This window comes from Brachybacterium phenoliresistens, from assembly GCF_000576425.1.
In the GTDB taxonomy this organism is placed as follows: domain Bacteria; phylum Actinomycetota; class Actinomycetes; order Actinomycetales; family Dermabacteraceae; genus Brachybacterium; species Brachybacterium phenoliresistens.
The window spans coordinates 182,418-208,249 of the sequence record NZ_KK069989.1; the positions used below are offsets into that span (position 1 = coordinate 182,418).

Annotated in this window: 20 protein-coding genes and 1 pseudogene; 9 read left to right on the forward strand and 12 right to left on the reverse strand. The window is 74.0% G+C overall.

The window, feature by feature from the left end; all coding sequences use genetic code 11:
* Positions 1-107: 107 nt before the first annotated feature.
* From BF93_RS03965 to BF93_RS20280, 4 genes and pseudogenes are all read left to right on the forward strand, one after another.
* A complete protein-coding gene (locus tag BF93_RS03965; RefSeq protein ID WP_038370764.1) occupies positions 108-833 on the forward strand; it encodes a MarR family transcriptional regulator in 726 nt (241 codons plus the stop codon).
* A gap of 202 nt (positions 834-1,035) precedes the next feature.
* Positions 1,036-3,969, forward strand: a complete 2,934-nt coding sequence (locus BF93_RS03970) for a LamG-like jellyroll fold domain-containing protein (protein WP_051486496.1) — start codon at positions 1,036-1,038, stop codon at positions 3,967-3,969.
* Positions 3,970-4,118: 149 nt separating this feature from the next.
* Positions 4,119-4,634, forward strand: a complete 516-nt coding sequence (locus BF93_RS03975; protein ID WP_038370765.1) for a phosphoribosyltransferase — start codon at positions 4,119-4,121, stop codon at positions 4,632-4,634.
* 139 nt (positions 4,635-4,773) lie between these two features.
* Positions 4,774-5,298: pseudogene (locus BF93_RS20280) on the forward strand (lysoplasmalogenase family protein); the annotation flags it as partial.
* Between the two features lie 36 nt (positions 5,299-5,334).
* On the opposite strand, the gene BF93_RS03985 reads toward BF93_RS20280, so the two are convergent.
* A complete protein-coding gene (locus BF93_RS03985; protein WP_038370766.1) occupies positions 5,335-6,453 on the reverse strand; it encodes a baeRF2 domain-containing protein in 1,119 nt (372 codons plus the stop codon).
* A gap of 158 nt (positions 6,454-6,611) precedes the next feature.
* Positions 6,612-7,472, reverse strand: a complete 861-nt coding sequence (locus BF93_RS03990) for a DUF1684 domain-containing protein (protein ID WP_038370767.1) — start codon at positions 7,470-7,472, stop codon at positions 6,612-6,614.
* Between the two features lie 122 nt (positions 7,473-7,594).
* Between BF93_RS03990 and BF93_RS19505 the strand changes: the two genes are divergently transcribed.
* Positions 7,595-8,047 (forward strand): hypothetical protein, encoded by a 453-nt coding sequence (locus BF93_RS19505; RefSeq protein WP_038370768.1) that lies wholly within the window; start codon positions 7,595-7,597, stop codon positions 8,045-8,047.
* Positions 8,048-8,051: 4 nt separating this feature from the next.
* Here BF93_RS19505 and BF93_RS04000 read toward each other — a convergent pair whose 3' ends face one another.
* The 3 genes from BF93_RS04000 to BF93_RS04010 are packed head-to-tail and all read right to left on the reverse strand — an operon-like array spanning position 8,052 to position 10,266.
* Complete coding sequence (locus BF93_RS04000; protein ID WP_038370769.1) at positions 8,052-8,636, reverse strand: DUF6891 domain-containing protein; 585 nt, start codon at positions 8,634-8,636, stop codon at positions 8,052-8,054.
* The gene (locus BF93_RS04005) at positions 8,633-9,607 is read right to left on the reverse strand and encodes a pirin family protein (RefSeq protein ID WP_084148236.1); all 975 of its coding nucleotides are present in this window, start codon (positions 9,605-9,607) and stop codon (positions 8,633-8,635) included. Before BF93_RS04005 ends, BF93_RS04000 begins: the two co-directional genes overlap by 4 nt.
* Positions 9,604-10,266 carry a mismatch-specific DNA-glycosylase gene (locus BF93_RS04010; RefSeq protein WP_038370770.1) on the reverse strand — a complete coding sequence of 221 codons (663 nt, stop codon included), beginning with the start codon at positions 10,264-10,266 and terminating at the stop codon, positions 9,604-9,606. Before BF93_RS04010 ends, BF93_RS04005 begins: the two co-directional genes overlap by 4 nt.
* Before the next feature lie 35 nt (positions 10,267-10,301).
* Between BF93_RS04010 and BF93_RS04015 the strand changes: the two genes are divergently transcribed.
* From BF93_RS04015 to BF93_RS20185, 3 genes are all read left to right on the forward strand, one after another.
* Positions 10,302-11,258, forward strand: coding sequence for a serine hydrolase domain-containing protein (locus tag BF93_RS04015; protein ID WP_038370771.1), 957 nt, complete (start codon positions 10,302-10,304; stop codon positions 11,256-11,258).
* Positions 11,259-11,276: 18 nt separating this feature from the next.
* Positions 11,277-14,630 (forward strand): GH92 family glycosyl hydrolase, encoded by a 3,354-nt coding sequence (locus BF93_RS04020; RefSeq protein ID WP_038370773.1) that lies wholly within the window; start codon positions 11,277-11,279, stop codon positions 14,628-14,630.
* Between the two features lie 638 nt (positions 14,631-15,268).
* Positions 15,269-17,179 (forward strand): HNH endonuclease signature motif containing protein, encoded by a 1,911-nt coding sequence (locus BF93_RS20185; protein WP_038370774.1) that lies wholly within the window; start codon positions 15,269-15,271, stop codon positions 17,177-17,179.
* 11 nt (positions 17,180-17,190) lie between these two features.
* Here BF93_RS20185 and BF93_RS04030 read toward each other — a convergent pair whose 3' ends face one another.
* The 6 genes from BF93_RS04030 to BF93_RS04050 all read right to left on the reverse strand — a co-directional run bounded on the left by BF93_RS04030 (position 17,191) and on the right by BF93_RS04050 (position 24,089).
* Positions 17,191-18,033 (reverse strand): YwaF family protein, encoded by an 843-nt coding sequence (locus tag BF93_RS04030; protein ID WP_084148237.1) that lies wholly within the window; start codon positions 18,031-18,033, stop codon positions 17,191-17,193.
* 175 nt (positions 18,034-18,208) lie between these two features.
* Positions 18,209-20,329, reverse strand: coding sequence for a PTS fructose transporter subunit IIABC (locus tag BF93_RS04035; RefSeq protein WP_038370775.1), 2,121 nt, complete (start codon positions 20,327-20,329; stop codon positions 18,209-18,211).
* Positions 20,330-20,352: 23 nt separating this feature from the next.
* On the reverse strand, positions 20,353-21,324 hold the full coding sequence (locus BF93_RS04040; protein WP_038370776.1) for a 1-phosphofructokinase family hexose kinase: 972 nt from the start codon (positions 21,322-21,324) through the stop codon (positions 20,353-20,355).
* Positions 21,321-22,082, reverse strand: a complete 762-nt coding sequence (locus BF93_RS04045; protein WP_038370778.1) for a DeoR/GlpR family DNA-binding transcription regulator — start codon at positions 22,080-22,082, stop codon at positions 21,321-21,323. The genes BF93_RS04040 and BF93_RS04045 overlap by 4 nt, the downstream gene beginning before the upstream one ends.
* Before the next feature lie 205 nt (positions 22,083-22,287).
* The gene (locus tag BF93_RS19250; RefSeq protein WP_198025336.1) at positions 22,288-22,452 is read right to left on the reverse strand and encodes a hypothetical protein; all 165 of its coding nucleotides are present in this window, start codon (positions 22,450-22,452) and stop codon (positions 22,288-22,290) included.
* A gap of 74 nt (positions 22,453-22,526) precedes the next feature.
* Entirely contained in the window at positions 22,527-24,089 is a 1,563-nt protein-coding gene (locus BF93_RS04050; protein ID WP_038370779.1) for a glycoside hydrolase family 10-like protein, read from the reverse strand.
* 79 nt (positions 24,090-24,168) lie between these two features.
* On the opposite strand from BF93_RS04050, the gene BF93_RS04055 reads away from it, so the two are divergent.
* Positions 24,169-24,819 (forward strand): NAD(P)H-binding protein, encoded by a 651-nt coding sequence (locus tag BF93_RS04055; RefSeq protein WP_038370781.1) that lies wholly within the window; start codon positions 24,169-24,171, stop codon positions 24,817-24,819.
* A 13-nt stretch (positions 24,820-24,832) separates the two neighbouring features.
* On the opposite strand, the gene BF93_RS04060 is transcribed toward BF93_RS04055, so the two are convergent.
* Positions 24,833-25,801, reverse strand: a complete 969-nt coding sequence (locus tag BF93_RS04060; protein WP_038370783.1) for a DUF808 domain-containing protein — start codon at positions 25,799-25,801, stop codon at positions 24,833-24,835.
* Positions 25,802-25,832 lie beyond the last annotated feature (31 nt).

The following is a 25,832-nucleotide window of genomic DNA, read 5'->3' on the forward strand; positions in this document are numbered from 1 at the left end:
GGAGCATCGGCTCTGTCGATAATGCAACGATCCGCCGCCGCCGGCGTTGCGTTCAGCGGCTCGGCGCGCTACGATGGGCCTCGGTGCGAGACCCGAGGAGGCTCCCGATGGCACGAGGCCGGCTCACCCTGCAGGACCGGCGCCGCATCGCGCGCGGGCTGTCCGAGGGGCTCGCCTATGCGGAGATCGCCCGGCGCCTCGAGCGCCCCACGTCCACCGTCACCCGCGAGGTGATGCGCAACGGCGGCCCCCGCGAGTACCGGGCCGACGCCGCCCAGCGCGCCACCGAGCGGCGCGCCCGGGAGCGCTCCGCCGGGCGCGGCGCCCGCCCGGCGCCCCTGCCCGCCGAGGGCCGCGACCCGCAGGCGCTCGCCCGCCTCTGCGAGACGCTGACGGCGGTGCTCGTGGCGTCCGGCCTGACGCCGATGGCGGCCCGCGTGCTCACCGCCCTGTTCACGACCGACGCCGGCAGCCTCACCGCCGCCGAGCTGGTGCGCCGCCTCCAGGTGAGCCCGGCCTCCGTCTCCAAGGCGATCGCCTTCCTCGAGGAGCAGGGCCTCGTGCGCCGCGAGCGCGAGGAGGGGCGGCGCGAGCGCTATCTCGCGAACGACGACGTCTGGTACCAGTCCACCATCGCCAGCGCCCGGGCCAACGAGCTGCTCGCCGCGACCGCCCGGGAGGGCGTGGCGGTGCTGGGGGAGGGCAGCCCCGCGGCCGAGCGCCTCGAGGGCATCGGCCGCTTCCTCGACGTCATCAGCGCGAGCATCCTGCAGGCCGCCGAGGACGCCCGCGCCATGCTCCACAGCGCGCCGGAGCCGCCCCGCACGGACTGAGCACCCCGGGCCGCCCGCGGTGGGAGCGCTCCCGGCCCGGAGCGCGCCGGTGCCCTCGGCCGGCGCCGCGAACAGGACATTCCGCCCGCGCGTCATCGGGAGTCCACCCTGCGTACGGCAGGGATTCCCCCACGGTGCACGAGGTCGACGCCCACGCTCCCTAGCGTCGAGGGGTCCCTCCCCTCCGAACCCAGGAGCCCCCGTGTCCCCCTCCCCGTGGCGCACCACATCCGCCCTCCTCGCCGCCGCGCTCGCCGTCGGCATGGCGCCCGCCCTCGCCGGCGCGGCCCCAGCCGCCCCCGCCCCTGTCCCCGCGGCCCCGGTCCCCGCCCCGGTCCTCGGCGGCGGCCAGCCCCTGCGCGCGCCGCTGCCCGTGCCCGCCGTCGACGCCCCCGTCCCGGACGTGCTCGACGTCGACATCTCCCGCGGCACGGCCGATGCCGCCCGGGACCGCGCCACCACCGCCTTCGGCGCGGACCCGGAGATCGGCGGCGACGCCGCGCTGGGCCGGGAGGTCGCCTCCTTCGACGGCACCAACGCGGTGCGCTACGACTTCGCCGACGGGTTCGAGGCCACCGCGCGGGCGCTCACCCTGGAGTGCACCGTCCGCTTCGACGACGGCCTGACCGAGGGCACGGAGGAGAGCACCGGGAACTTCTGCGGCGCCAAGGAGGCCGGCGGCTTCTCCCTCACCGCCTACGGCTCGACCCTGAAGATGATGGTCAACGTCGACGGCACCTACTACGGGGCCGGCGTCGAGATCCAGGAGGGCGTGTGGTACCACGCGACCGGCACCTGGGACGGCAGCACCGTCGCGCTGTACCTGAACGGGCAGAAGGTCGCCGAGACCGCCACGGCGGGCACCGCCATCAAGCCCCCGAAGGCCACCGCCCGCCAGTTCTTCCTCGGCGCCGACACCAACGGCAGCGGCGACCCGCAGTTCCACGGCAACGTCTCCGTCGCCGGCGCGGGCATCTACGGGCGCGCGCTGAGCGGCGAGGAGATCACCGCCCGCTACGCCCAGACCTTCGCCGGCCGCACCGAGGACGACGTCGCCGTCACCGTGACCGGCCCCGCCCCCGGCCAGGAGCTCGCCGCGCCGACCGAGCTCGCCGCGAGCATCGACCACGAGGAGCTCCTCGCCGCGCCGCTGACCTGGACCCTCGACGGCCAGGAGGTCGCCCTCGGCGACGAGATCGGCCCCGGCCTCACCGCCGGGGAGCACATCCTGGCCTGGTCGGGGACCGACGCCCTGGGCGAGGACGTCTCCGGCCGGGCCTCCTTCACCTCCACCACCCTGCCCACCCCCGGCGGCGCGAGCCGGTCCGGCGGCCCCGGCAGGGTGCGGCTGTCGGCGCTCGCGACCAGCCCCACCGGCGCGGACCTCAGCACCGTCTTCGTCGAGGGCGAGGTCTCCGCCGCCCAGGACGCCGAGCACGGCATCCTGGACCCGGCGGCCATCGGCCCCGACGGCTCCGTCGCCGGGGACGTCGCCCTCTCCGAGGCCGCGCCGGCGCAGGACGCCCTCCTGCCGGAGGACGGCGCCACGCAGGACGCCCCGCTCACCGCCCAGGTCCCCGCCCTGCGCACCGCCGTCGCCGCCACCGGGCCCGGGCAGACCATCGCCTGGAGCGGCCAGGTCGACCCGGCCCGGGAGATCCGCCTGCTGCTGCTGGACACCGGGACCGGACGGTACGAGGTGGTCGACTCCGCCCGCGGCTCGGCCGACGGGCAGGTCCGCCTGCAGGCGACGGCGGGCGCCGAGCACGACGCCGACGGCTCCGTGCAGATCCTCGTGCTGGGCATCGACCCCTTCGCCGACGACCTCGACAACCCCGTCCGCGACGGCTTCGAGGACCCGGACGACTACGACTTCTCCCTCATGCACATCACCGACACCCAGTACCTCTCCGAGGGCGCCACCCAGCGGCCCACCGCCGCCGAGCGCGAGGTCTGGGCCGATGCCTACGCCGACTCCTACCGCTGGCTCGGGGAGAACCACGAGGAGCGCAAGATCGCCTACGTCGCCCACACCGGCGACGTCATCGAGAACTGGAACACGCGCGACACCGATCGCGCGGTGGCGATCGAGGAGTACGAGTTCGCCTCGCAGACGCAGGAGATCCTCGAGGAGTCCGGCGTGGTCCACTCGGTGCTGCCGGGCAACCACGACAACCGCGGCGGGATGGACGTGGCCCCCGACAGCCTGTTCAACCAGTACTTCGGTCCCGAGCGCTACGATGCCCTCGCCGAGCAGGACTCCTGGAAGGAGGCCGGCGCCGAGTACCACCCGTGGAAGGAGGGGGACAACGAGAACAGCTACACGCTGTTCACCGCCGCCGGACGGGACTTCATCACCGTCTCCCTGGGCTACTCGGTCACCGCGGAGGAGACCGCCTGGGCGAGCTCCGTCCTGGACCGGTACCCCGGCCGCAACGCCATCATCCTCACCCACGCGTACAACAAGCCCTCGGCCGCGCCGGACGGCCGCGGCGGATCCTTCTCCCAGGACGGCGCGATCATCCGCGAGGACATCCTCGCCCACCACCCGAACGTGGCCCTGGTCCTGTCGGGGCACGAGCACGGGGTCAGCATCAGCGTGCGCCGGGACGTCGGCAGCACCGGCAACCATGTCGTCGAGCTCCTGGCCGACTACCAGTTCTACGAGGTCGGCTCCGACCAGCTGGGGCTCACGGAGGTCGGCGGCTACGGCGAGGACACCGGGCTGCGCTTCGGCTCGAGCTTCTTCCGCCTGCTGCAGTTCGACCTGGACCGCGGGGAGATGTGGGTGGACACCTACTCCGCCCACCTCGACGAGTTCGGCGCGAGCGAGTACGACACCCGCGAGCGCTACGACGGCACCGAGGACGACACCCGCCTGCCCGTCCAGTTCGAGGGCCGCACCACCACCTTCCGCACCGACGCGGTGCTGGGGCTGACGCCGACGGACCGGGTGATCGGCGAGGTCGCCCACGCCTCCGGGGAGGCGGCGACCGTGACCTGGAAGGGCATGGGCCGGGGGCAGACCCGCGGCTGGTTCGCGATCTCCCGCGACGCGTCCCGCGCCTCCGCCGATCTCTCCGAGGGCGTCACCCAGGTCAGCGCCTTCACCGTCGGCGGCCCGAAGGGCCCCTGAGCCGCACGGCCCCCGTCCGGGTGTCGCCGATCGCACCATCGGCGAGCACCGGGCCGCCGCCCGCTGCCGGTAGCATCGACGCATTCCCCCGAGCACCAGCGCCGCGCGCGACCGGCGGCACCCGGACGACCCCGAGCATGAGGACCACGATGAATCTCGCCCACCACGCCGACTCCAGCGATCTGCCCGTCAAGGAGATCCTCTCCTGGGAGCTGTTCGGCACCGCCTCGCGCGAGCTGGCCCAGCAGATCGCCGACAGCGACTACCGTCCCGAGATCGTCATCGCCGTCGCCCGCGGCGGCCTGCTGCCGGCCGGCTCGCTGTCCTATGCGCTGGGCCTCAAGCTCGCCGACGCGATCAACGTCGAGTTCTACACCGATGTCCACGAGACCCTGCCGGACCCGGTCCTGCTCGCCCCGCTGCTGGACACCGAGGCCATCGCCGGCAAGCGACTGCTGGTCGTGGACGACGTGGCCGACTCCGGCCGCACCCTCGCCCTCGTGCTCGACCTGCTGCGCGGCCAGGGCGCCGAGGCCCGCAGCGCCGTGCTGTACGCGAAGTCCGCCTCCGTGGTCGCGCCGGACTTCGTGTGGCGCCGCACCGACGAGTGGATCGTCTTCCCCTGGTCGGCGGAGCCGCCGGTCACCCCGGCATCGCGCGGCTGACGCCCCTCGAGCGAGCAGAGCCGTGCGCAGGCCGTCCCGGAGCCTCCTGATCTCCGGGGCGGCCTGCGCCGTCCTCGCGGGCACCCACCTGGTGGCCACGGCCGTCGCCCCCGGCGGTGCGTGGGCCGCCGGCACCCAGGTGCTGCTCATGCCCTCCCTCGCCGCCGTGCTGGCGGCCGGGACGGACCTGTCGCGGCCGCTGCCGCGCCGGGTCCTGGCGGCGCTGTCGCTCTCGTGGCTGGGCGACTCCCTGCCGAAGCTGACCGACCACGAGGACCTCGCCTTCGGTCTCATGCTCGGCCCGTTCCTGCTGGCGCAGGGCGCGTACATCCGCGCCTTCGCCCCGCTGCGGGCGGCGGGGATCCTGGGCCTGCGGCCCGTCCCGCGCGCCGCCGCGCTCGTGCCCTACGCCGCGGCCGTGACCGGGATCGTGGCGCTCTGCGCCCCGGGCGCCGGGCCGATGCTCCCGGCCGTGCTCGTGTACGGCGGGGCGCTCGCCTCGATGGCGGTCCTCGCCACCGGGCTGGGCCCGCTGGGCGCGCTCGGCGGGGCGATCTTCCTGGTCTCGGACGCGATGATCGGCCTGGAGACCTTCGCGGGCCGGGCCCTGCCCGGGCACGAGCTGTGGGTGATGGCGACCTACATCGGCGGCCAGACCCTCCTGGTGCTCGGGGTGCGCCGGCCGGCGGGCCCGGGGGTCTCAGACGGCGCCGTGATCCCGGCGGGAGTCGCCGGTCATGGAGCCGACGCTGTTGGACGGGGTCGCCCCGTCCCGCCAGCGCAGCAGCGCCCCGACGCCCTCGGGCACCGTCGCGACGCCGTCGGCCAGCGCGCTCACGCCCGCATCGGTGCGGATCGCGGCGGCCAGCAGCTCCTCGATGCCGGCGGGCTCCTGCCCCGTGACGAAGATCAGCTCCTCCACCTGGCCGCGCTCGAGCGCCTGGCGCACCTCGTCGACGCCGGCGACGGACGTGCCGCCGCGCCCCTGCTCCTCCGCGAAGCGGTCGGCCAGCTCGCGCTGCCGGGCATCGATGTGCTCCCGCGTCGCCTCCCGGACCGACTCGCGGAAGGTCGGCCGGTCCAGGCTCTGCCCGCGGGTGCCGCCGGGGATCTCCCGCAGCAGCGGCAGCACGTCCGGGCCCAGCTCGTCCTTCAGCAGGGACAGGGCGCGCACGTCGCCGGTGGCCAGCACCATCTGCGGCCGATGCCGCGCGACCAGGCGCTGCACGCTCTGCGCGACCGCCTCCGCGTTGCGCTCCCACGAGTCCTCGACCCGGGCCTCGAAGTTGTCCGAGCGCCAGCCGTGCTGCGAGCCCCCGCCGCGGCCGGTCTTGTGCAGCTCGTCGTGGCCGCCGTCGACCTGCGCCTCGCCGTCCAGGACGTTCTCGCTCTGCGGGATGGAGGGGTTCTCCGGGGCGCGCAGGTGCAGGTCCGCCCCCGAGCGGTCCACCTCGATCAGCAGCTGGCTCACGGCGTACGGCGTCAGCTGCAGCAGCGGCAGCAGGACGGGGCGGTCGGACCAGGCGGCGCACTCCTGCAGCGGCGGCGCCGGCAGCACGCGATCCAGCACGATGCCGCCCTCGGTGGCGAGGACGGCGCGGCCGTGGCGCCCGCCGATCCGGGTGGGGGCCAGCACGGTCTCCTCGACCTCGGCGAGCAGGGCGTCGGGGGCGCCGGCCCCGCGCAGGGTGCCGCGCTGCTGGGCCCATCGGGTGGCGAGCTCGTCCGCGGCGCGCTGGTCGGTGCGCGTGGTGTCGAGATACACGGAGAGGTACGGACCGTCGGCCTCGAGGGCGGGGATGAGCCACGGCAGTTTCACGAAGGACCTCCTGCTTGTTCGCGAGCGGCGAAGGCGCGACCTTCCGGCTCCTTCGCCGAGTGGTGGCCCCACGATTCCACGCCCCCCGCGGCCCCGCAAGCGGATCGGCGGATCGCGCGGGGACGGCCTGTGAGCAGGCGGCCGGCGGCCCCGCCTGCTCAGGACGCCGCGGTGACCCGCGAGATCGGGGTCCGCTCCCCGGCCTCGACGGCGACGGGGAGACGGTTCTCCGGCGGCGGCAGCGGGCAGGTGGCGTGGTCGGTGTACGCGCAGGGGAGGTTCACGGCCCGCGTGAAGTCCAGGACGGTGGCGCCCGAGGCGTCGGGCGGCGGCACCTCCAGCCAGCGGCCGACGGCGCAGGTGCTCTCGCCGCTGGTGGCGTCCCGGAACAGCACGGAGAGCGCGCCGTCGGGCTCCGAGGCGAAGGCCGTCAGCCGGTGCCGCGTCCCGGCGAGCTCGAGCTCGAGCACCCCGGGGGAGCGGAACTCCTGCTCGAGGCCCTCGACGACCGAGCCGACCCGGGAGGTGCGCGCCGGGGCGTCCGGGAGCAGCCGGGCGGGGATCCGCCAGCGCGGATCGGGCGGGAAGGCCGGGGTGCCGGGGTAGGCGGCGAGGTACGGGGCATCGGCGCGGCGGGGGCGCAGGATCACCCGTCCGCCGCGGTCGGCGATCTCCACCGCGCCGGCGACGCCGTCGTCGAGGAAGGCGGCGGTGATGCTCGTGCCCGGGGTCAGGGGGCCGAAGCTGTGGCGTCCGGTGATCACCGTCGCGCCCAGCACCAGCTGCTCGCCGGGATCGAGCTCGACCTCCGGCCCGTCCTCGCCCAGCCGCCAGGTGCCGGGGGCGCCGGGGAGGTGGATCGGGGTCCTCTCGAGCCAGTGCAGCGCGGTCACGGCGAGGAACCCCAGCGGCTCGCGGCGCCGCTCCTCGTGCCGGCGATGCCAGTCCTGCCAGGCGCGGGAGAAGGCCTCCGCATCGGTCGCGGCGGGATCCGGGCTGCTGTGCGGGGTGGTGCTCATGTCCGTCCTTCGTTCGGTGCCCGACCACCCTGTCGCATCGCGGCGCGCCTGTCACGGGCGGCGACATGCTCGGACACGCCGGACGGTGGCGCGACCGCCCGCCGCGCTCTACCCTCGGGGGCATGTCGACGCCCCTGGAGCGCATCACCGCCCTCGTGGCGGACCGTCTCGGCGAGGACGGCCAGTTCACCAGCACCCCCGTGCTCACCCTCGAGGAGTTCTTCGAGGGCAACGAGGCCGAGGGATCGATCCTGTGCAACGTCGTGCGGGATCCGCAGGACCTCGGATCCCTGGTCCCGCCGCAGGAGGCCTTCGAGATCTTCTCCGAGATCCGGGACCGCAGCGAGGTCGCGGACGTCCGGATCGCCCTGACCATGTTCGACGACCCGGACTGGCCGTTCTCCGACACGGTCCTGGTCGAGACGATCGCGACCCCGGAGGAGGCGCGCGGCTGGTTCGAGGAGGAGATCGGGCCCGACGAGGTCGATCCCCTCGCCCCGGACGACGACCTCGTGGACGTGGTGCGCGAGCTGGGCATGGACCCCGATCGGGTGCTCGTGCTGTGGTGGGACTGAGCCGCTAGCCGACCTGCCCCGGCGGCGCCGGGAACCAGGACGCCTCCGGGATCTCGAGCACCTGCCCGTCCTCCTCGCCCGAGGGCACGGGGATGCCTTCGGCGGCCAGCGCCTCGCGCAGCCGGCCGGGGAGGCCGCCGTCGGGGTCCTCGTCCACGCGCAGCGTGAGCACGTCGGTGCCGTCGACCATCTTCTCGGCGTCCCCCCGATGGAAGTACACCCAGCCGCGCACGGCCCGGCCGGTGCGGCGCTCCTGCGCGCGGGCCGCCTCCTCCAGGAGGGTCCGCGCCGAGGCCTCGTCCTCGCCCACGTCCTCGGCGACCAGCGCGTCCTCCTGCGCGAGCCGGGCCAGGGCGCGCCGGATCGCCGCGGAACGGTCGCGCCCCGCGTTCTCCCGGGCGAGGTGGTCGCGCTCGACCCACGCCGCGGCGAGGATCTCATCGGCCCGGGCCGAGGCCACGCCCTCCGCGTCCGCGGACCGGTGCAGGTCGCGGCGGATCTCCTCGAGCTCCTCCCGGCCGAGGGCGAGGCGCACCATCGCCTCGGTGCGCAGCTGCGCGAGCACCTCCTCGGGCTCCAGGACGCTCATCGGGCCGGCTCCGTCCGGGCGTGCGGGGCGGGATTGCTGCGCGGCCGCAGGGTCATCGGCGGGATCGCCGGTGCGGGCAGCCGGGCCTGACCGTGGGCGTTGCGCCCCGGGCCGCCGTGCCCCACATACCCTGCGACCTCGCCGAAGCGCTCGCCGCCGGCCTCCCAGTCGGCCCGCGCCCGATGGATCTCCTCGCTCGTGCGGCCCACGAAGTTCCACCACATGACGATCTCCTCCTCGAAGGGCTCCCCGCCCAGCAGCATGACGCGGGCGGCATGCCCGCCCGCGTTGCGCAGGTGCAGCCGCTCCGCGCCGACGCCGAGATAGGCGAGGGACGCCCGCGGCACCGGGACCCCCTCCACGTCGACCTCCCCGCAGTCCACGAGCACCCCGTGCTCGAAGCCGGGGTCCACGTCGATCTCGAGCCGCGCCCCGGGATCCAGCCGGATCTCGGCCCCGACCAGCGGGGTATGGACCTCGACGGGGGAGGTGCTCCCCAGCAGGGAGCCGATGAGCACGAGGGCGCAGCCGCCGGGCAGATCCACCTCGGGCGGGGCATAGTGCTCGAGACGGCGGGGGAGGGACGCCCTCCGGGACTCCGGCAGGGCCAGCCACAGCTGCACGCCGTGCAGGACGGTGGTCGGCGCGGTCGAGGTCTCCGAGTGCGCGATGCCGTCGCCGGCCGTCATCAGGTTGACCTCCCCGGGCAGCACCTCGCCGCGCCCGCCGCCCGAGTCGATGTGCGCGATCTCCCCGCGGAACAGCCAGCTCACGGTCTGCAGGCCGATGTGCGGGTGGGGCGCGACGTCCATGCCCCCGGTGCGGGAGACGTCGTCGGGCCCGTAGTGGTCCGCGAAGCACCAGGCGCCGATCAGCGATCGTCGGCGCTGCGGCAGGGTGCGCAGCACGGTCATCGAGCGCGGCCCGCCCAGCGGCACCTCGCGCGGCGCGAGGATCTCGACGTCTCTCATGGCTCCTCCTGGTCCGATGGTGCGGGGTCCGATGGTGCGGGGACGGCCTCCCACACCGCGCGCCAGTGCGCGGCCAGGGAGTCCACGGTCTCGTGCGCGTTCAGCCCGCTGGGCTGCGGCAGCACCCACAGGGCCGAGCCCTGCGGCCAGCCGGCGACCTCCGCGGCGTCCTGCCGTCCCATCCTCGCGCGCGGGACGGAGAACGCGGTGCGGAACGCCGTGATCCCCACGACGGCGACGGCCCGCGGCCGCATCTCCCGCACCCGCGCCACGAGCGTCCGCCCGCCCTCGCGCAGCTCCTCGCGGGAGAGCTCGTCGGCCCGCGCGGTGGGGCGCGCGACGAGGTTGGTCATGGCGATCCCGCGCCCGAGGATCTCCTGCTCATCGGCCGCGTCGAGCCCGCGGGAGGCGTCGATGCGCCGATCCAGGATCCCGGCGCGCTGCAGGGAGGGCCAGAAGCGGTTGCCCGGATGGGCGAACGGCGCGTTGACGGCGGCGGTCCACAGCCCCGGGTTGATGCCCACGATCAGCAGGCGCACCGGCGCGCCCGGCGCGGGCAGCACGTCGTCGAGGTCATCGGGCCGGGCGGCGGCGAAGCGCGCGAGATCCTCCCGCGTGGGCTTCGCGCCGCCCAGGGGCGAGGGACGGCGGGAGCTCATGTCGGCACTGTAGACGCCCGATCTAGGATTCGGGGATGACCGATCTCTCCGCCGCCTTCGACCTGGTCCGCCGGCACGTCGCCGAGGACCGCCTGCCCACCGCCGTGCTCGGCGTCGCCGATGCGCAGGGGATCCTCGCCCTGGACGGCTTCGGCGCCCGCGAGGACGCGCGCTACCTGCTGTACTCGGTGACCAAGCCCCTGGTCGGCATCACCGCGGCCCGCCTCGTGCAGCAGGGCCTGCTCACGCCGCAGACCCCGCTGGCCGAGGCGCTGACCGGCTTCGGCGCCGAGCGCGAGGACACCGTCCGGCTGCGCCACCTGGTCAGCCACACCTCCGGGATCGCGGAGCCCCCGCTGGACTCGCGCGCCCCGCTGCGCGAGGAGCTGCTGCGCTCCGGTCGGGACTTCGCCGCGGGCACGGCCTCGCGGTACTCCTCGCTGGCCTTCGAGGGCGTCGCCGCGATGATCGAGCACGCCGGCGCAGCGCCCTGGGACCGGCAGCTGCAGGACTGGGCGGCATCGGCCGGAGCCGCCGGCCTCTCCCTCGAGCCCGGGGACGCCCTGCGCACCGTCGACGCGGCCGCCGCAGGGATGGACGAGGAGCGCCTGCTCGCGCGCCGCCACCCGGGGGCGGGGCTGTCCGGAACGGCGGAGGACCTGCTGAGCATCGGGCGCGCCCTGCTCTCCGGCGGCGGGGAGGTGCTGCGCCCGGCGACGCTCGCGATGATGCTGCGCCCCCTCACCGGAGACATCCCGCGCCTGGGCCCGTACCCCGCCGAGCGCGGCCAGGACTGGGGGTTCAGCTGGAATCTGCCCCGCCGCGCCCCGGGCCTGATCGACACCGACCTGTATGGCCATGGCGGCTGGGCCGGGACCGCGTTCTGGGTCCATCCGGGCGCCGGGGTCTGCTGGGTGCTGCTGACGAACCGGGCCCAGCGCCCGGGGGTCGACGTCGACGCGATCGACAATGCGGTGATCGGCGCCCTGTGAGCGGATAGCCTGATCCGCATGTTCGTCACCGCACAGACGTCGTCCCACGGAGCGACCGGCCCCATCGGTTCTCCGACCAGCAAGGACGGCGCCGGATTCCTCTCCCCGGCCGCACTCCGCTACGCCTTCGCCCCGGGCGAGGAGGCCCGGGCGCCGCTGCCGGTCCTGCCCGGCCTCGAGGACCTGGCCGGCCGCACCGTGCAGCCCGGCGACGTGCTGCGCACCTTCGTCTTCCCCGATCTCGACGAGAACCTCACCTGGGGCGCGACCCACGTCGCCGTCGACCTGGTGTTCGAGGACGGCTCGCGCCTGTCGGAGCTGGACCCGCGCGACCAGTACGGCACCCTCGCCACCGCGCGCGGCATGGGGGAGGGGAAGATCCTCTACGCCGACCAGTGGAACGACGTGCAGGTCTCCCTCGAGGCGGCCGCCGGACGCACCATCGCCGAGGTGCAGCTGGCGGTGCAGGCCCCCGGCAGCGTCATCGCCGGCACCGACACCGTCACGGGCGTGGGCGCGGGGGAGATCCCGCTGTCCGTGTCCGGGACCGACGACCGCCCCGAGGCGGCGCGGGCCGTCGAGCTGACCGGCTGGATCGACGGCCCCTACCTGGGCCCGGCCCCGGCCGATCCGCCGCGCGAGGACCCGGTGGCCTGGGTCGACACCCGCCGCGGCACCTACGCCTCCCGCGACTTCTCCCGCGGCAACACCCTGCCGCTGACGGCCTGGCCCAACGGCTTCGCCTTCTTCACCCCGATGACCGACGCCCGCACCCGGCGCTGGGTGTACGAGTACCACCGCCGCGGCGGCGACGACAACCGGTCCCGGCTGCAGGGGCTCGGCATCTCCCACCAGCCGAGCCCGTGGATGGGCGACCGCGGCCAGTTCCTCCTGATGCCGCTGGCCGCCACGCCCTCGGGGCAGGCGCCCGACGCCTCCCCCGAGGGCCGCGCCGCCGGCTTCGACCACGCCCGGGAGATCGCCCGGCCGGACGTCTACCAGGTCTCCCTCGACGGGGGCACGCATCTGCGGCTGGCCCCGACCGACCACGGCGCGCTCGTGGAGATCGGCCTGCCCTCCGGACCCGGCGAGCCCCATCTGCTGTTCGAGGGTATCGACGAGCACTCGCGGGTCGACGCCTCCGGCGCCGTGCTCGACGGCACGCTGCAGGCGTGGGTCGACTCCGGCCCCGAGCAGGGATACGCGCGGGCCGAGGGCTCGACCCGCATGTTCGTCCACGCCCAGATCGCGCCGCTGCCCATCGGCGCCGGCCCTGCCGAGGGCGCCACCCCCGGCGCGGGGGTGCTCACCTTCCCCGAGGGGACCGAGGTGGTGACCGTCCGCATGGTCACCAGCTACATCGGCATGGAGCAGGCCCGCCACACCTTCGACCTCGAGCTCGCCGGGCGGCGGTTCGAGGAGGTGCGCGAGGCGGCGCACGCCGCCTGGACGCAGCGCCTGTCCGTGATCGAGGTCGAGGGCGCGAGCGCCCCCCAGCTGCGCACCCTCTACGGGAACCTCTACCGCCTGAATCTCTACCCGAACTCCCACTGGGAGAACGCGGGCACGGCGGAGGACCCGGCGCCGGTCCACGCCAGCCCCGTGCTCCCGCCGCGCGGCCCGCTGACCTCCACGGAGACCGACGCCCAGGTCGTGCTGGGGACGATGTACGTCAACAACGGCTTCTGGGACACCTATCGCACCGCCTGGCCGGCCTACGCGCTGCTGTACCCGCAGCTCGCGGCCGAGCTCGCCGACGGCTTCGTCCAGCAGTTCCGCGAGGGCGGGTGGATCGCGCGCTGGTCCTCCCCGGGCTACGCCGACTGCATGACCGGCACCAGCTCCGACGTCGCCTTCGCCGACCTCGCCCTCAAGGGCGTCGACCTGCCCGACCCGCTCGCCGCCTTCGACTCCGGCCTGCGCAATGCGACCGTCGCGCCGCCGTTCCCGGAGGTCGGCCGCAAGGGCAACGAGCGCGCCGTCTTCACCGGCTACGTCGACACCGACACCCCCGAGTCGGTGTCGTGGGCGCTCGAGGCGCACATCAACGACGCCGGCCTCGCCGCGCTCGGCGAGCTGCTGCAGGGCGACGCCCGCCTGGACTCCCGCCGCCGCGCCGAGGTCGCCGAGGAGGCCGCCTACCTGCGCGCCCGCTCCGCGAACTACGCGCTCCTGTTCGACGAGGCCATCGGGTTCTTCCAGGGCCGCCGCCCCGACGGCTCCTTCGCCCGCTCCGCCGAGGACTTCGACCCCTGCGAGTGGGGCGGCGACTTCACCGAGACCGACGGCTGGAACTTCGCCTTCCACGTCCCGCACGACGGCGAGGGCCTGGCCGCCCTGTACGGAGGCCGCGAGAAGCTGCGCGAGAAGCTCGAGGAGTTCTTCGCGACCCCGGAGAACGCGGATCTCAAGGGCACCTACGAGGACGCCATCCACGAGATGGACGAGGCCCGCGCGGTGCGGATGGGCCAGTTCGGCGTCTCGAACCAGCCCGCCCACCACATCCCGTTCCTCTTCCACCACGCCGGTGCCCCGCACCGCGCCATGGAGATCGTGCGGGAGGTGCAGCAGCGGCTCTTCGTCGGCGAGCAGATCGGCCAGGGCTACCCCGGTGACGAGGACAACGGCGAGATGAGCGCCTGGTGGCTGCTCACGGCCCTCGGCCTCTACCCGCTGCAGCTGGACGCCGCGAGGTACCACCTCGTCGCCCCCCTGTTCCCGGAGGCGCGCGTGCGGCCTCTCGGCGGGGAGCCCTTCACCGTCATCGCCGAGGGCGAGGACGTCCCCGCCCCGTACGTCGCGGGGCTGACGGTCGCCGGGCGCGAGCACGAGGTCGCCGCGCTCGACCACGCCGACCTGCGCGGCGAGCTGCGCTTCACCCTGTCGCCGACCCCCAGCACCTGGGGCGCCGTCCCGCCCTCGGCCACCGCTCCGGGGGAGCACCCCGAGCCGCTCGTGGACCTGCTCCCGCCCGACCCGGAGGATCCGCTCCGCGACGACGATTCCCGCACCGAGCTGCACCTCCCCGCCCCCGGTTCGGAGCCGGGCGCGGTCCAGCACGGGATCGTCGTCAGCGAGGCCGGGGAGCTCGTCATCGACCTCGTGAGCTTCGACGAGCCCGTCGACGCCCGCTTCCTCACCCTCACCTCCGGGGCGGAGGAGGGCGGCGATCCCGTCGCGTGGCGCCTGGAGATCTCCGACGACCGGGAGACCTGGGCGGTGCTCGACGAGCGGGCCGGCCAGGAGTTCCGCTGGCGCCGCCAGACCCGCCCCTTCCTCCTCCACGAGCCGCGCCCGGCGATGCACTACCGCCTGGTGATCACCGAGTCGAACGGCCCGCTGGTGCTGGCAGGGGTCGAGCTGCTGTTCTGAACCTGTCTTCCCGCGGCCGATCGCCCTCCGGCGATCGACCGCCTGCGGCCCTCCGTGCATCGCATGGAGGGCCGCGTCGTGTTCGGGGAAGGGCCGATGGCGGGGGACCCGTCGTGCCGGTGGAGTGGACTCTCTTCCAGGAGAATCGCGGGGTGTCAAGCAGGGTTCCGTGATGGTGGATAAAGGCGTTCTGGGGAGGATTGATGCGGGACTTGTACAAGATGTACGTGTCCCGGAACGAGGGTTCGGGCGATGCACGACAAGCCTGTTAAGAGGGGTGTTATTCGCTGATCTGGCAGTGGGGAGGAGGGTCAGGGCATCTTTTTCCACAGATGTCGTGGCGACCCTTCAGTAATGCGGCCCTGGGGTGTAGGCTGGGTTTCGAACAGGCAATCGAAACTGACGGTGGTGGGATCGTCAGTGGCTCCGGGGAGGGGGTGGTCGGCGTGTCGCAGGATCAGGTCTCTGGGGCATCCGGGTCCGGCCCTGGCTCGCGTCCCGGCCCCGGTCCCGGTTTGGGCCCGGGCTCGGGTTCCGGTGCTGATGCTCGGGGTCGTGCGCGGTCCGCTGGGGCCTCGGGGGCGGATGCTGCGGGAAGCGAGGGTGGGCGCCGTGGGGCTGCTGCGGCGCCGACGAGTGTGGGGGATTTCGTGGCGCGGGTGCCGGCGTCGATGGTGCGGGGGCCGGTGCGCCGGGCGGTGTCGCGGGAGGCGCTGCCGGGTCGTGCAGGGGCGGGGCAGGAGCCGGTGCTGTCGGCGGTGGCGGTGGCGGTGTGGGACATCGCGGTGGAGGAAGGGCCGTGGCTGGCGCGGAAGTATGCGGCGTTGAGCATGCTGTGGGACGACCCGGGCGAGGGTCCGGAGTCGGGCGGGGATTGTCATGCGTTGATCGCGGCGGAGGCGCTGCGGGTCAAAGCACCGCGCGCCGCGCGGGAGATCGATGATGGGCATCGGGCGGTGGTGAACTTCCCGGCATGCCTGACGCGTCTGGAAGAGGCGGGGTTCCCCGCGTCGTGGTTCCAGGACATGCTGCGGTGGACGCGGAAGCTGCGCGGGCAGTTCCAGCGGGGTATCGACGAGGTCGTCGCGGGCTGGGACCTGCGGATCACCGCGGAGTCCTTCGCCCGGAATCTGCGGGCCCTGGTGGCGTGGGCGGAGTCCCTGCAGGAAGCGGACGAGGTGCCGGTGCCGGTGGAGCGGGGTGTGCGGGTGCAGGAGGTCGGTGGGGGCATGTCGTGCATGACCCTGACCGGGCCGACGCCCGAGGTGTATTCCGCGGCGCGTCGTCTGGATGTGGCGGCGCGGGCGGTCCAGGCCCAGCAGCGCGCGGCCCTGGCTGCGGGTGGGGAGGTTCCCTGGGATCCGGATGGGACGGTGCGGGAGGATCAGCGGCCGATGTCCCTGGCGACCCTGCGGTTCCTGCTGGCGACCCGTGGACAGGTGGATACGGATGGGGTGGAGGTGCCGGCGGACCGGTTCCGGATCACCGTGACCGTGCCGATCCTGTCGTTGTTGGGGGTGAGTGAGGCGCCGGGGATGCTGGATGGGATGGTGCCGGTCCCGGCAGACCTCGCACGGACGCTCGCGGCGGGGGAGGACGACTGGTACCGGGTGCTGACCGATCCGGTCAGTGGGGCGTTCGTGAAGCTTCCGGCGGCGACGTACCGGCCGACCGCGGCGATGAAAGAGCATCTGCGTCTGCGGGGGTCGCAGTGCGCGGTGCCGGGGTGCGGGAGGCCGGTGTCGCTGGGGTCGGAGTGTGATCACATCGAGGAGTTCCTCGCTGGTGGGGCGACGGATCTGGAGAACCTGCACTGGTTGTGCCGGTTCCATCATCAGGAGAAGACCGACGGGGTCCTCGACCCTGTCCGGATCCAGCCCGTCCAGATCGGTCCGGACGGGGTGACGCGTCCGGGGCGGACGCGGTGGCTGATCGGCAGCAGGGAGGGGCATCACGTGATCCGGGATGTGGTCGATGATGTCGATCTGATCGGGACGATGACCGTCAAGCATCTGATGGACCACTACCAGGACCACCAGGGCGTGCTCTGCGGTCAAGACTGCCGCCATTTCGGCCGACCCATCCCCCTGGACGAGGACGACGATCCCGACGACCCACCCACTCCCGGGGGCGATGACCCCGGAGGCGGAGACCCCGGGGGCAAGGACCCCGGCGGCCGCGGTCCCGGAGGCAAGGACCCTGGAGGTAGCGACCCCGGGGTCAAGGACCCCGGAGACCGGGGTGGAGGACGCGGCGAGACCGGGGAAGACGACTCCGGGCATGGGACTGGAGGGCATGACGGTGGCGCTGACGTGCGCCCCGGAGGCGACAACCTTCTCGCGCGCCCCGGGAGCGACGGTGCCCCTGAGGTCCCGAGGAATGATGCCGACTCCGGCCGCCCCGACGATGCCTCGACCAGCGGGTCGCGGGCGGTCGTCGATCCTGCCGATCCGTGGGGCTTCCAGCAGCGCCGCAAGCCGACTCGGGATCCCGGCCCGACGGGCGGGACAGCGTTCCCCTTCGGCTCGGACGGACCCCCACCCTTCTGACGGCGGTCCGGTCAGTGCGGCGCCGGGGCCTCGGTGGCGGGGCGATCGGCGCGCACGGTCCGGGCGGTGACACGGGCGGGCAGGCGTCGCAGCAGGCCACGGGCGCCCGCCGGGCGATCCAGGCCGCGGCGCGAGAGGCGCACCCACGGCCACGTCATGAGCGCCCAGACGGAGGCGACCAGCACCACCTCCCACAGCACGTAGACCGGCCAGCCGCCCAGCACGTCCAGCAGCGACGGCCCCTCGGGGGCGCGGCTGAGATAGCCGTAGTTGGTGCCGAGAGCGGCGTTCGCACTCATGGCGATCGCGGCCCAGGCGACCGCCGCGGCGAAGGAGACGGCATAGCCGCGCCACGTGGGCCGGTACCCGAGGCCCCACACGAGGATCACCGCCACGAGCAGCGCCGAGCCGTGCGCGAACCAGTACTCGAGGAACTCGAGCACGCGGACATGGCGATACACCAGGTCCGGGGTCAGGATCGACTGGCTGTTCAGCGTCAGGCCCCAGAAGTAGCAGATCGCGATCGCCCAGTCCGGGCGGCAGATCAAGGCGATCGCCGTGAGGTACCGCAGCGCGTCCGAGTAGTGGAGCGGCAGCGACTGCTGGACATCCCAGTGCGCCGGCACCAGTCCCCAGAGCGTCCAGGAGGCCGAGATGACCAGCAGCAGCCATCCCGCAGCGCGCGTCACGCGCGTCTCCGTGCCGGTTCCGCGATACCGGCGTGCCAGCGGCACCAGCACGATGCCTGCCAGCACGATCACCGCCACCGCCGCGAGGTGCTGGGCCCCGTAGGCGGGCATGCTGCCCAGGGACGTGCCGGGGTCGGCGAACGTGCTGGGGTCGGCGAGAAGCATGGTTCCTCCTGGATGTGTCCCCCCGGGCCCGTCGCGCGCCCGATCCTGCATCAGCGATTCTGGCAGGGCCGAGGGCGCCGCAGGGCCGAAGGACGCAGATCGGCCGCGCCCTGCACGATGCAGGACACGGCCGATCGATGGGTCCCGGGGGCGCGGGCCGCGCCGGGCGTCATGCTCAGGCGGCGACGGCGGCCTTCCGGGACAGGACCTCCTTGGCGACGGTCACCAGTGCCGCGGCCACGAGCGTTCCCGCGATGATGGCGGCGATGAAGCCCCACAGCGGCGAGATCGCGAAGGCGACGAAGATGCCGCCGTGCGGTGCCTGGGAACCGACGCCGAAGGCCATGACCAGCGCGCCGGTGACGGCGCCGCCCACCATGCACGAGGGGATGACGCGCAGCGGATCGGCCGCGCCGAAGGGGATCGCGCCCTCGGAGATGAACGCCGCGCCCAGCAGCCAGGCGGTGGCGCCGTTCTCCCGCTCGACCGGGGTGTACAGCTTCTTGCGCACCACGGTGGACAGCGCCATCGCCAGCGGCGGGACCATGCCCGCGGCCATCACGGCGGCCATGATCTGGAAGCTGGCCTCGGTGCCCTGCGACAGGCCCGCGGTCGCGAAGAGGTACGCGGCCTTGTTGACGGGACCGCCCAGGTCGAAGCACATCATGAGCCCGAGGATGATCCCCAGCAGGATCGCGGAGGTGCCGGACATGCCCGTCAGCCCGTCCTGCAGCCAGGTCATCAGCGCGGCGAGCGGCCGGCCCAGGAAGAGCAGCATGAGGCCGCCGACGACGAGGGTGGTCAGCAGCGGGATGATCACCACGGGCATCAGGCCCGCCAGCCACCGCGGCGGCTTCAGGGTCGTGAACCACAGGGCGACCAGTCCCGCGAGCAGGCCGGTGATGAGGCCACCGAGGAATCCGGCGCCCACCAGCACGGAGATCGCTCCGCCGATGAAGCCGGGCGCGATGCCGGGCCGACCGGCGAGCCCGAAGGCGATGTAGCCCGAGAGGGCCGCGACGAGGAAGCCCATGCCGGTGCTGCCGAGGGCGAAGAACACCGCGCCGAGGTACAGCGCGAGGCCGGAGCGCTCGGTGAGCAGCATGCCCGTGGTGCTCTCGTACTCGACCTGTCCCGGCAGGGAGGTCAGCGAGCTGCCCACGGCGACGTCGTTCGCGACGAAGGCGACGTCGAACCCGCCGATGAGGAAGCCCAGCGCCATCAGCAGACCACCGGCCGCGACGAACGGGATCATGTAGGACACGCCGGTCATGACGGCGGCCTGGATGCGCCGCGGCCAGGACTGCGACTGCGCGTCGCTCCCGGAGCCGGAGGACTTCGCCTCCCCGCCCGCGGGCACCCGCTTCGCGCCGGGGTCGGAGACGGCCGCGACGGCCTCGTCGATCATCTGGGGGCCGTGGGAGATGGCGCGCTTGACGGGATGCTCGACCAGCGGCAGGCCGGCGAAGCGCTCCCGGCCGGAGATGTTCACGTCCGCGGCGACGATCAGCGCGTCGGCGCGGGCGATCTGCTCGTCGGTGAAGGGGGTGATCCCGCCGGAGCCCTGCGTCTCCACGTGCAGCTCGACGCCCTTGTCCTTCGCGGCGTTCTCGAGCGACTCCGCGGCCATGTAGGTGTGGGCGATGCCGGTGGGGCACGAGGTGATGGCCAGCAGCACGGGGCCGCCGGCGGAGTCCGCGTCGCCGGTCGCAGCCGTCGCCGCCCCGGTCGGCGCCGCATCGGACGTCGCCGCCCCGGCCGGCGCCGCCCCGCTGGTCGTCGCAGCGGCGGCCCCGCCATCGGCCGATGCCACGGCGGCCGAGGCCTCCGCAGCGGCCTGCGCGGCCGGCTCGAGGACGCCCATGACCAGCTCGGAGACCTGCTCCGGTGCGGTGGCCCCGCGCAGCTGGGCGAGGAACTCGGGGCGGATCAGGGCCCGCGAGAGCTGCGCCAGCAGCTGCAGGTGCTGGTTGTCGGTGCCTGCGGGAGCGGCGATGCCGATGATGAGATCGGCGGGGCCGTCGGCGGAGCCGAAGTCGACCGGCTCGGTCAGGCGCAGGAAGCCCAGGGCGGCCTCGTGGACCGCCTCGGTGCGGCAGTGGGGGATCGCGAAGCCGCCCGGCATGCCGGTGGCGAAGGACTCCTCGCGCTGGAGGAGACCGGCCTCGAGGCCGTCGCGGTCGGCGCGGCCGGTGGCCGCGATGACATCGGCCATCAGGCCGATCACGGCGAGCTTGTCGCCGGGGGGATCGACCTCGAGACGGACGAGGTCCGGGGTCATGAGCTGGCTCGACATGGTGGCTCCTTCGGGGGTGTGCTTCACAGTCGGACGACGCGGTCCGCGGCGATGCTGACCTGGTCGGGACGGGGGATGGTGGTGCCGGGCAGCGTGACGGCGGCGCTGCCGTAGGCGAGGGCGCGGGCCAGGCGGTCGCCGGGCTCCTCGCCGAGGGCGAGACCGATGAGGTAGCCGGCGCTGGCGGAGTCGCCGGCGCCGACGGTGGAGACGACCTCGACCGTCGCCGAGGGGGAGTACCAGACCCCGCCGTCGGTGGCGAGGACCCCGCCGGCGCCGCCGAGGGTCACGAGCACGGCCCCCACGCCCTGGTCGTGCAGGGCGAGGGCGGCCTCGCGCACCGGGGCGAGGTCGCCGGCCTCGGCGCGCCGCTCGAGCTCGTCGCCGGGTGCGCCGACGATCTGGCCGAGCTCCTCCGCGTTGGGCTTGAGGAAGTCCGGGGCGATGGCGGGCAGGGCGTCCGCGATCGCCCCGAGCGGTGCGTCGGAGGTGTCGACGCCGACGTGGACGTCCTGCTCGTGGAGCAGGTCCACCAGACGCACGTACTCGTCGGCGGGCAGTCCGGGGGCGAGCGAGCCGGAGAGCATGACCATGTCCTCCGGGCCGACGGCCTCGGCGAGGACCTCCTCGAGGCTGAGGGCCTCGTCGGGGGAGAGGTGCGCCCCCGGCTCGTTGATCTTCGTGGTGACGAGGCCGGAGCCGCCCTCGTCCGCGGACAGCACGGTGAGGTTGGTGCGGACGCGGCCGGCGATCGGGCTGGCCCGATGGGGCAGGCCCTCCGCCTCGAGCAGGGCGAGCAGGGGGTCGCCGGGGCCGGCCGGGAGGATCGCGAGGACCTCGAGGCCGGCGCGCTGGACGCCGAGCGCGACGTTGATGCCCTTGCCGCCGGGCTGCGTGCGGTCGGTGCGGATGCGGTGCACGCCTCCCGGCGTGAGCGGGGCGCCCAGATCGACGGTGCGATCGAGCGAGGGGTTGGCGGTGAGCGTGATGATCATGCGCGGACGACCTCGATCCCTTCCTCGGTGAGCTGACGCATCGCGTCATCGGACAGGCCGGTGTCGGTCACGAGGGTGTCGACGTCGGCTGCGGTGGCGAAGGTGACCAGGGTCCGGGCCCCTGCTTTGGAGGAGTCCGCGACGACGATGCGCAGGCCTGCGGCCGCCACCATCGCGGCCTTGACGGCCGCCTCATCGGGATCCGGGGTGGTGAAGCCGTCCGGGCCCAGGCCGTTGCAGCCGAGCACGACGACGTCGGGGTGCAGCACGCCGAGGGCGGCGACGGTGGTCGCGCCGACGGCGGCCTGCGTGGTCCCGCGCAGCCGGCCGGGCAGGATCTGCACCTCGAGGCCGGGGTGGGCGAGGGCGCCCTGCGCGATCGCGGGGGCGTTGGTGATCACGGGACCGCGGCGTCCGGCGAGGTGGGGGAGCAGCTCGGCGGTGGTGGTGCCGGCGTCCAGCAGGATCGAGGCGTCGGCGTCGCGGGGGAGCAGGGCGGCGGCCGCGGCGGCGATGCGCCGCTTGACGTCGGTGTTGGTGGCGCGCCGCGTCTCGAGGTCCGGCTCGGCGACGGCGGTGCGGCGCGGCACGGCCCCGCCGTGGACGCGCAGGATCAGGCCCTCGGAGGAGAGATGGTCCAGGTCGCGGCGGATCGTCTCGGTGGTGACGTCGAAGTGCTCCGCGAGCTCGGCCACGGCGACGCGTCCCGTGCGCTCGAGAGCCTCGAGGATCTGCCGCTGCCGTTCCTGGGCGTACATCCGGACCACCTGCTTCGTCGAAGGGGTGCGGTGGGCGCCTCTCCGGCGCGCTCCCGCGATTCCCACAGACTACCGCACGTTCCCACAGAGAACAACAGTCAAACTGTGTGGGTTTGTGTGGGAAAGCAACGGGCCGATCCGGCAGGAGGATGTCCTGAGGGATCGGCCCGAGGGGTCGCGAGCGGTCGCGAGCGGTCGCGAGAGGTCAGTCCTCGTCGTCGTCCTTCGTCTCGCCCTTCTCGTCACGGGTCTTGTTGACCGTCCGGGCGGCGATCTCCTCGGCCCGGTCCTCGTCCCGGCCGCGGTCCAGCTCGCTGTCCTTCACGTGCTCGTACTGGCGCTTGCGCTTATCGCTCCAGGCCTCGCTCATGGCTCCTCCGATGATCGGGAACGGTGTGCCTCCCCATCGTGCCCCCGCCCGCCCGGACGCGTCGAGGGCCCGCCTCAGGATGCCGGCGTCGCGCGGCGCTGCACCGACAGGATGCTCTGGCGCCGGGTGCGGTCCAGGGCGGTGACGGCGTACCAGTCCGCGGGGCTGCCGCCGGGGACCTCGTGCACCTGGGTGCCGCCGGTGGCGCGGACCGTTCCCAGCAGGTACCGCCCATCGGCCCGCTGGCTGTTCAGGCCGCGTCCCTCCGGGAAGCGCCACAGGGCGAAGCTCGTCGCGGCCTGCCCCGAGAAGCGCAGCCGCACCCCGGTGGCCGTGGCGGTCGCCGCATGAAGCTGGGGGCGCGGCGGTGCGGCCCCCGGGATCAGCGGGCTGACCGGCACGATCGCCGGATGCGCGTAGCGCTCGGCGACCATGCGATCCACCGAGCCCGTCGTGTCCGTGCGCAGGCTCGAGAGGCTGAAATGCACGGCCCCGCCGACCCGGGGCAGCGTGCGGCACAGCGCGACATGGCGGGAGAGCTCCGCCGGATCGGTGAACGTCCCCGCGGCCGCCTTGTAGGCCGCCTCGCCGATCCACAGGCTCACATCGGTCCCCGCGGCGACCTCGTCCCACCATCGGACCAGGGTGTCGTAGTCCGCCGCCGGGTGCCCCACCTGCCAGTACACCTGGGGGATCAGCCCGTCGACCCACCGCTCGCGCACCCATCGCCGGGAATCGGCGCTGATGGCCGAGAAGGACTCGGTCCCGGACGTGTCCGATCCCGCCGGGTCGCTCGCACGGTTGCGCCAGATCCCGAAGGGGCTGATCGTGAAGCGCACCCACGGCTTGATCGCGTGCACCCGATGCCCGAACTCCTGCACGAGCAGATCGACGTTCTCGCGCCGCCAGTCGGCGAGGGACTGCCCCGGGGCGGCGTGCGCGGCGTAGGTGTCCGCGTCGGGGACCTCCTGCCCGGCCACCGGGTACGGGTAGAAGTAGTCGTCGAAATGGGCTCCGTCCACGTCATAGCGCTCGACCGCATCGAGCATCGCCTCCAGGGCGAAGGCGCGCACCTCGGGCAGCCCCGGGTCGTAGTACAGCTTCCCGCCGTAGGGCCATACCCAGTCCGGGTTCCGGCGGGCGGGATGATCCGGGACGAGCCCCGCCGGATCCTCGGACATCGCCACCCGGTACGGGTTGAACCAGGCGTGGAACTCGAGATCCCGGGCATGGGCCTCCTGGATCTGGAAGGCGAGCGGGTCATAGCCCGGGTCCCGGCCCTGGGTGCCCGTGAGGTACCGCGACCAGGGCTCGTGCGGGGAGGGCCAGAAGGCATCGGCCGTCGGGCGCACCTGCGAGAAGACGGCGTTCAGGCCCTGCTCCACGGCGAGGTCCAGGGCGGCGCGGTACTCGTCCTGCTGGGCCTGCGCGCTCAGCCCCGGCGAGGAGGGCCAGTCGATGTTCGCCACCGACGCGATCCACACCCCGCGCATCTCGCGGGCGGGAACGGCCCCGGAGCCCCCGGGTTCGGCGAGGGCGCGGCCGGGGCGGGCCGATGCCGCCGCCCCGGCCGCAGCCAGCGCCGCGGTCGTCACCGCGCCCCGTCGGAGGAACGTGCGGCGGTCTGCGGGATCCATGGGGAGAACCTCGCACACCCGGCCTCCTGTGGCAAGCGTCACTCTGCGGCGTCCGGGCCGGGGGTGACACAGTGGAGGCATGAAGATCACGCTCATCGGAGGACATGGCAAGGTCGCGCTGCTCGCGGAGCCGCTGCTGACGCAGGCGGGGCACGAGGTGCGCGCGGTGATCCGCAACCCCGAGCACGGGGCGGAGGTCGAGGCCACCGGAGCGCAGGCGGTCGTGGCGGATGCGCAGCCCCTCGACGCCGACGGCTGGGACGCGCTCCTGGCGGGCTCCGACGCGGTCGTGTGGTCGGCCGGGGCCGGGGGCGGCAGCCCCGAGCGGACCTACGCCATCGACCGCGACGCGGCGATCGCCTCGATGGACGCGGCCGCCCGGGTCGGCGCCCGCCGCTACATCATGGTCAGCTACTTCGGCGCCGGTCCCGACCACGGGGTCCCCGAGGACCACTCCTTCTTCCCGTACGCCGATGCCAAGGCGGCGGCGGACGCCCACCTGCGCGGCACCGACCTGGACTGGACGATCCTGGGGCCCTCGGGACTGACCCTCGAGGAGCCGACCGGACGCATCGACACGGCCGCCGCGAGCTCCGGCACCGTCTCGCGGGCGAACGTCGCCCGGGTGATCGCAGCGACGATCGAGCGCCCCGGGCTGGCCGGGCGCACGATCCCGTTCAACGACGGCGAGCAGGAGATCGGCGCGGCGCTGGACGCCCTCGCGGGCTGAGCCCCGCGCCGCGTCAGCGGGCCGCGGGCGCGGAGTCCGCCTCCGCGGGCTCGTCGTGCTTCTTCCCGAAGGGGAGGTAGTGCACCACGACGGCGACGAGGGCGCCCCAAATGAGCCCCAGCACCAGGCTGGCGAAGGTGTTCGCGCACCAGGCGAGGATCCCGCCGACGCCGCGGACCTCGGCGAGGACCTCCTCGAGATGGTGAACCCAGCCGTAGGGCTGGGCCGCGCCCAGCTCGTGCACGCCCACCAGGATGATGTGGCCGCCCACCCACAGCATGGCGACCATGCCGACGTAGCTGATCACCGTCATGACGTGGGGCATGGCCTTGACCAGGCCCTCGCCCACGCGGCGGGAGGTCGCCGAGCCCTTCTGCACCATCGACAGGCCCACGTCGTCCATCTTCACGAGCAGGCCGACCGCGCCGTAGACCAGGATGGTCAGGCCGATGCCCACGACGACGAGGATCGCGGCGCGCATCCAGAACGTCTCGGCGGCGACCTCGTTCAGCGAGATCACCATGATCTCCGCCGAGAGGATGAGGTCGGTGCGCACCGCTCCCTTGACGATGCCGTCCTCGGCGTCGCCGCCCCGGGTGGCGGCCGGGGCCTTCTCGTGGTGCGAGCGGCTGACCAGCTCCCAGATCTTCTCGGCGCCCTCGAAGCACAGATAGGTCCCGCCGAGCATGAGCAGGGGCGTCAGCGCCCACGGGGCGATCCAGGACAGCAGCAGCGCGACGGGCAGGATGATCGCGAGCTTGTTGATGATCGAGCCCTTGGCGATGCGCCAGATGATCGGCAGCTCGCGCTTGGGGGAGAGGCCGCGCACGTACTGCGGGGTCACCGCGGCGTCGTCGACGACAACTCCTGCCGCCTTCGCGCTCGCCTTCGCGCTCGCGGCGGCGACGTCGTCCGCCCCGGCCGCAGCCAGCCGCGCGAGCGCGGCGATGTCATCGAGCAGTGCTGCCAGGCCTCCGGCCATCGTGATGCCTCTCGTTCCGGTCGTCGGGGCG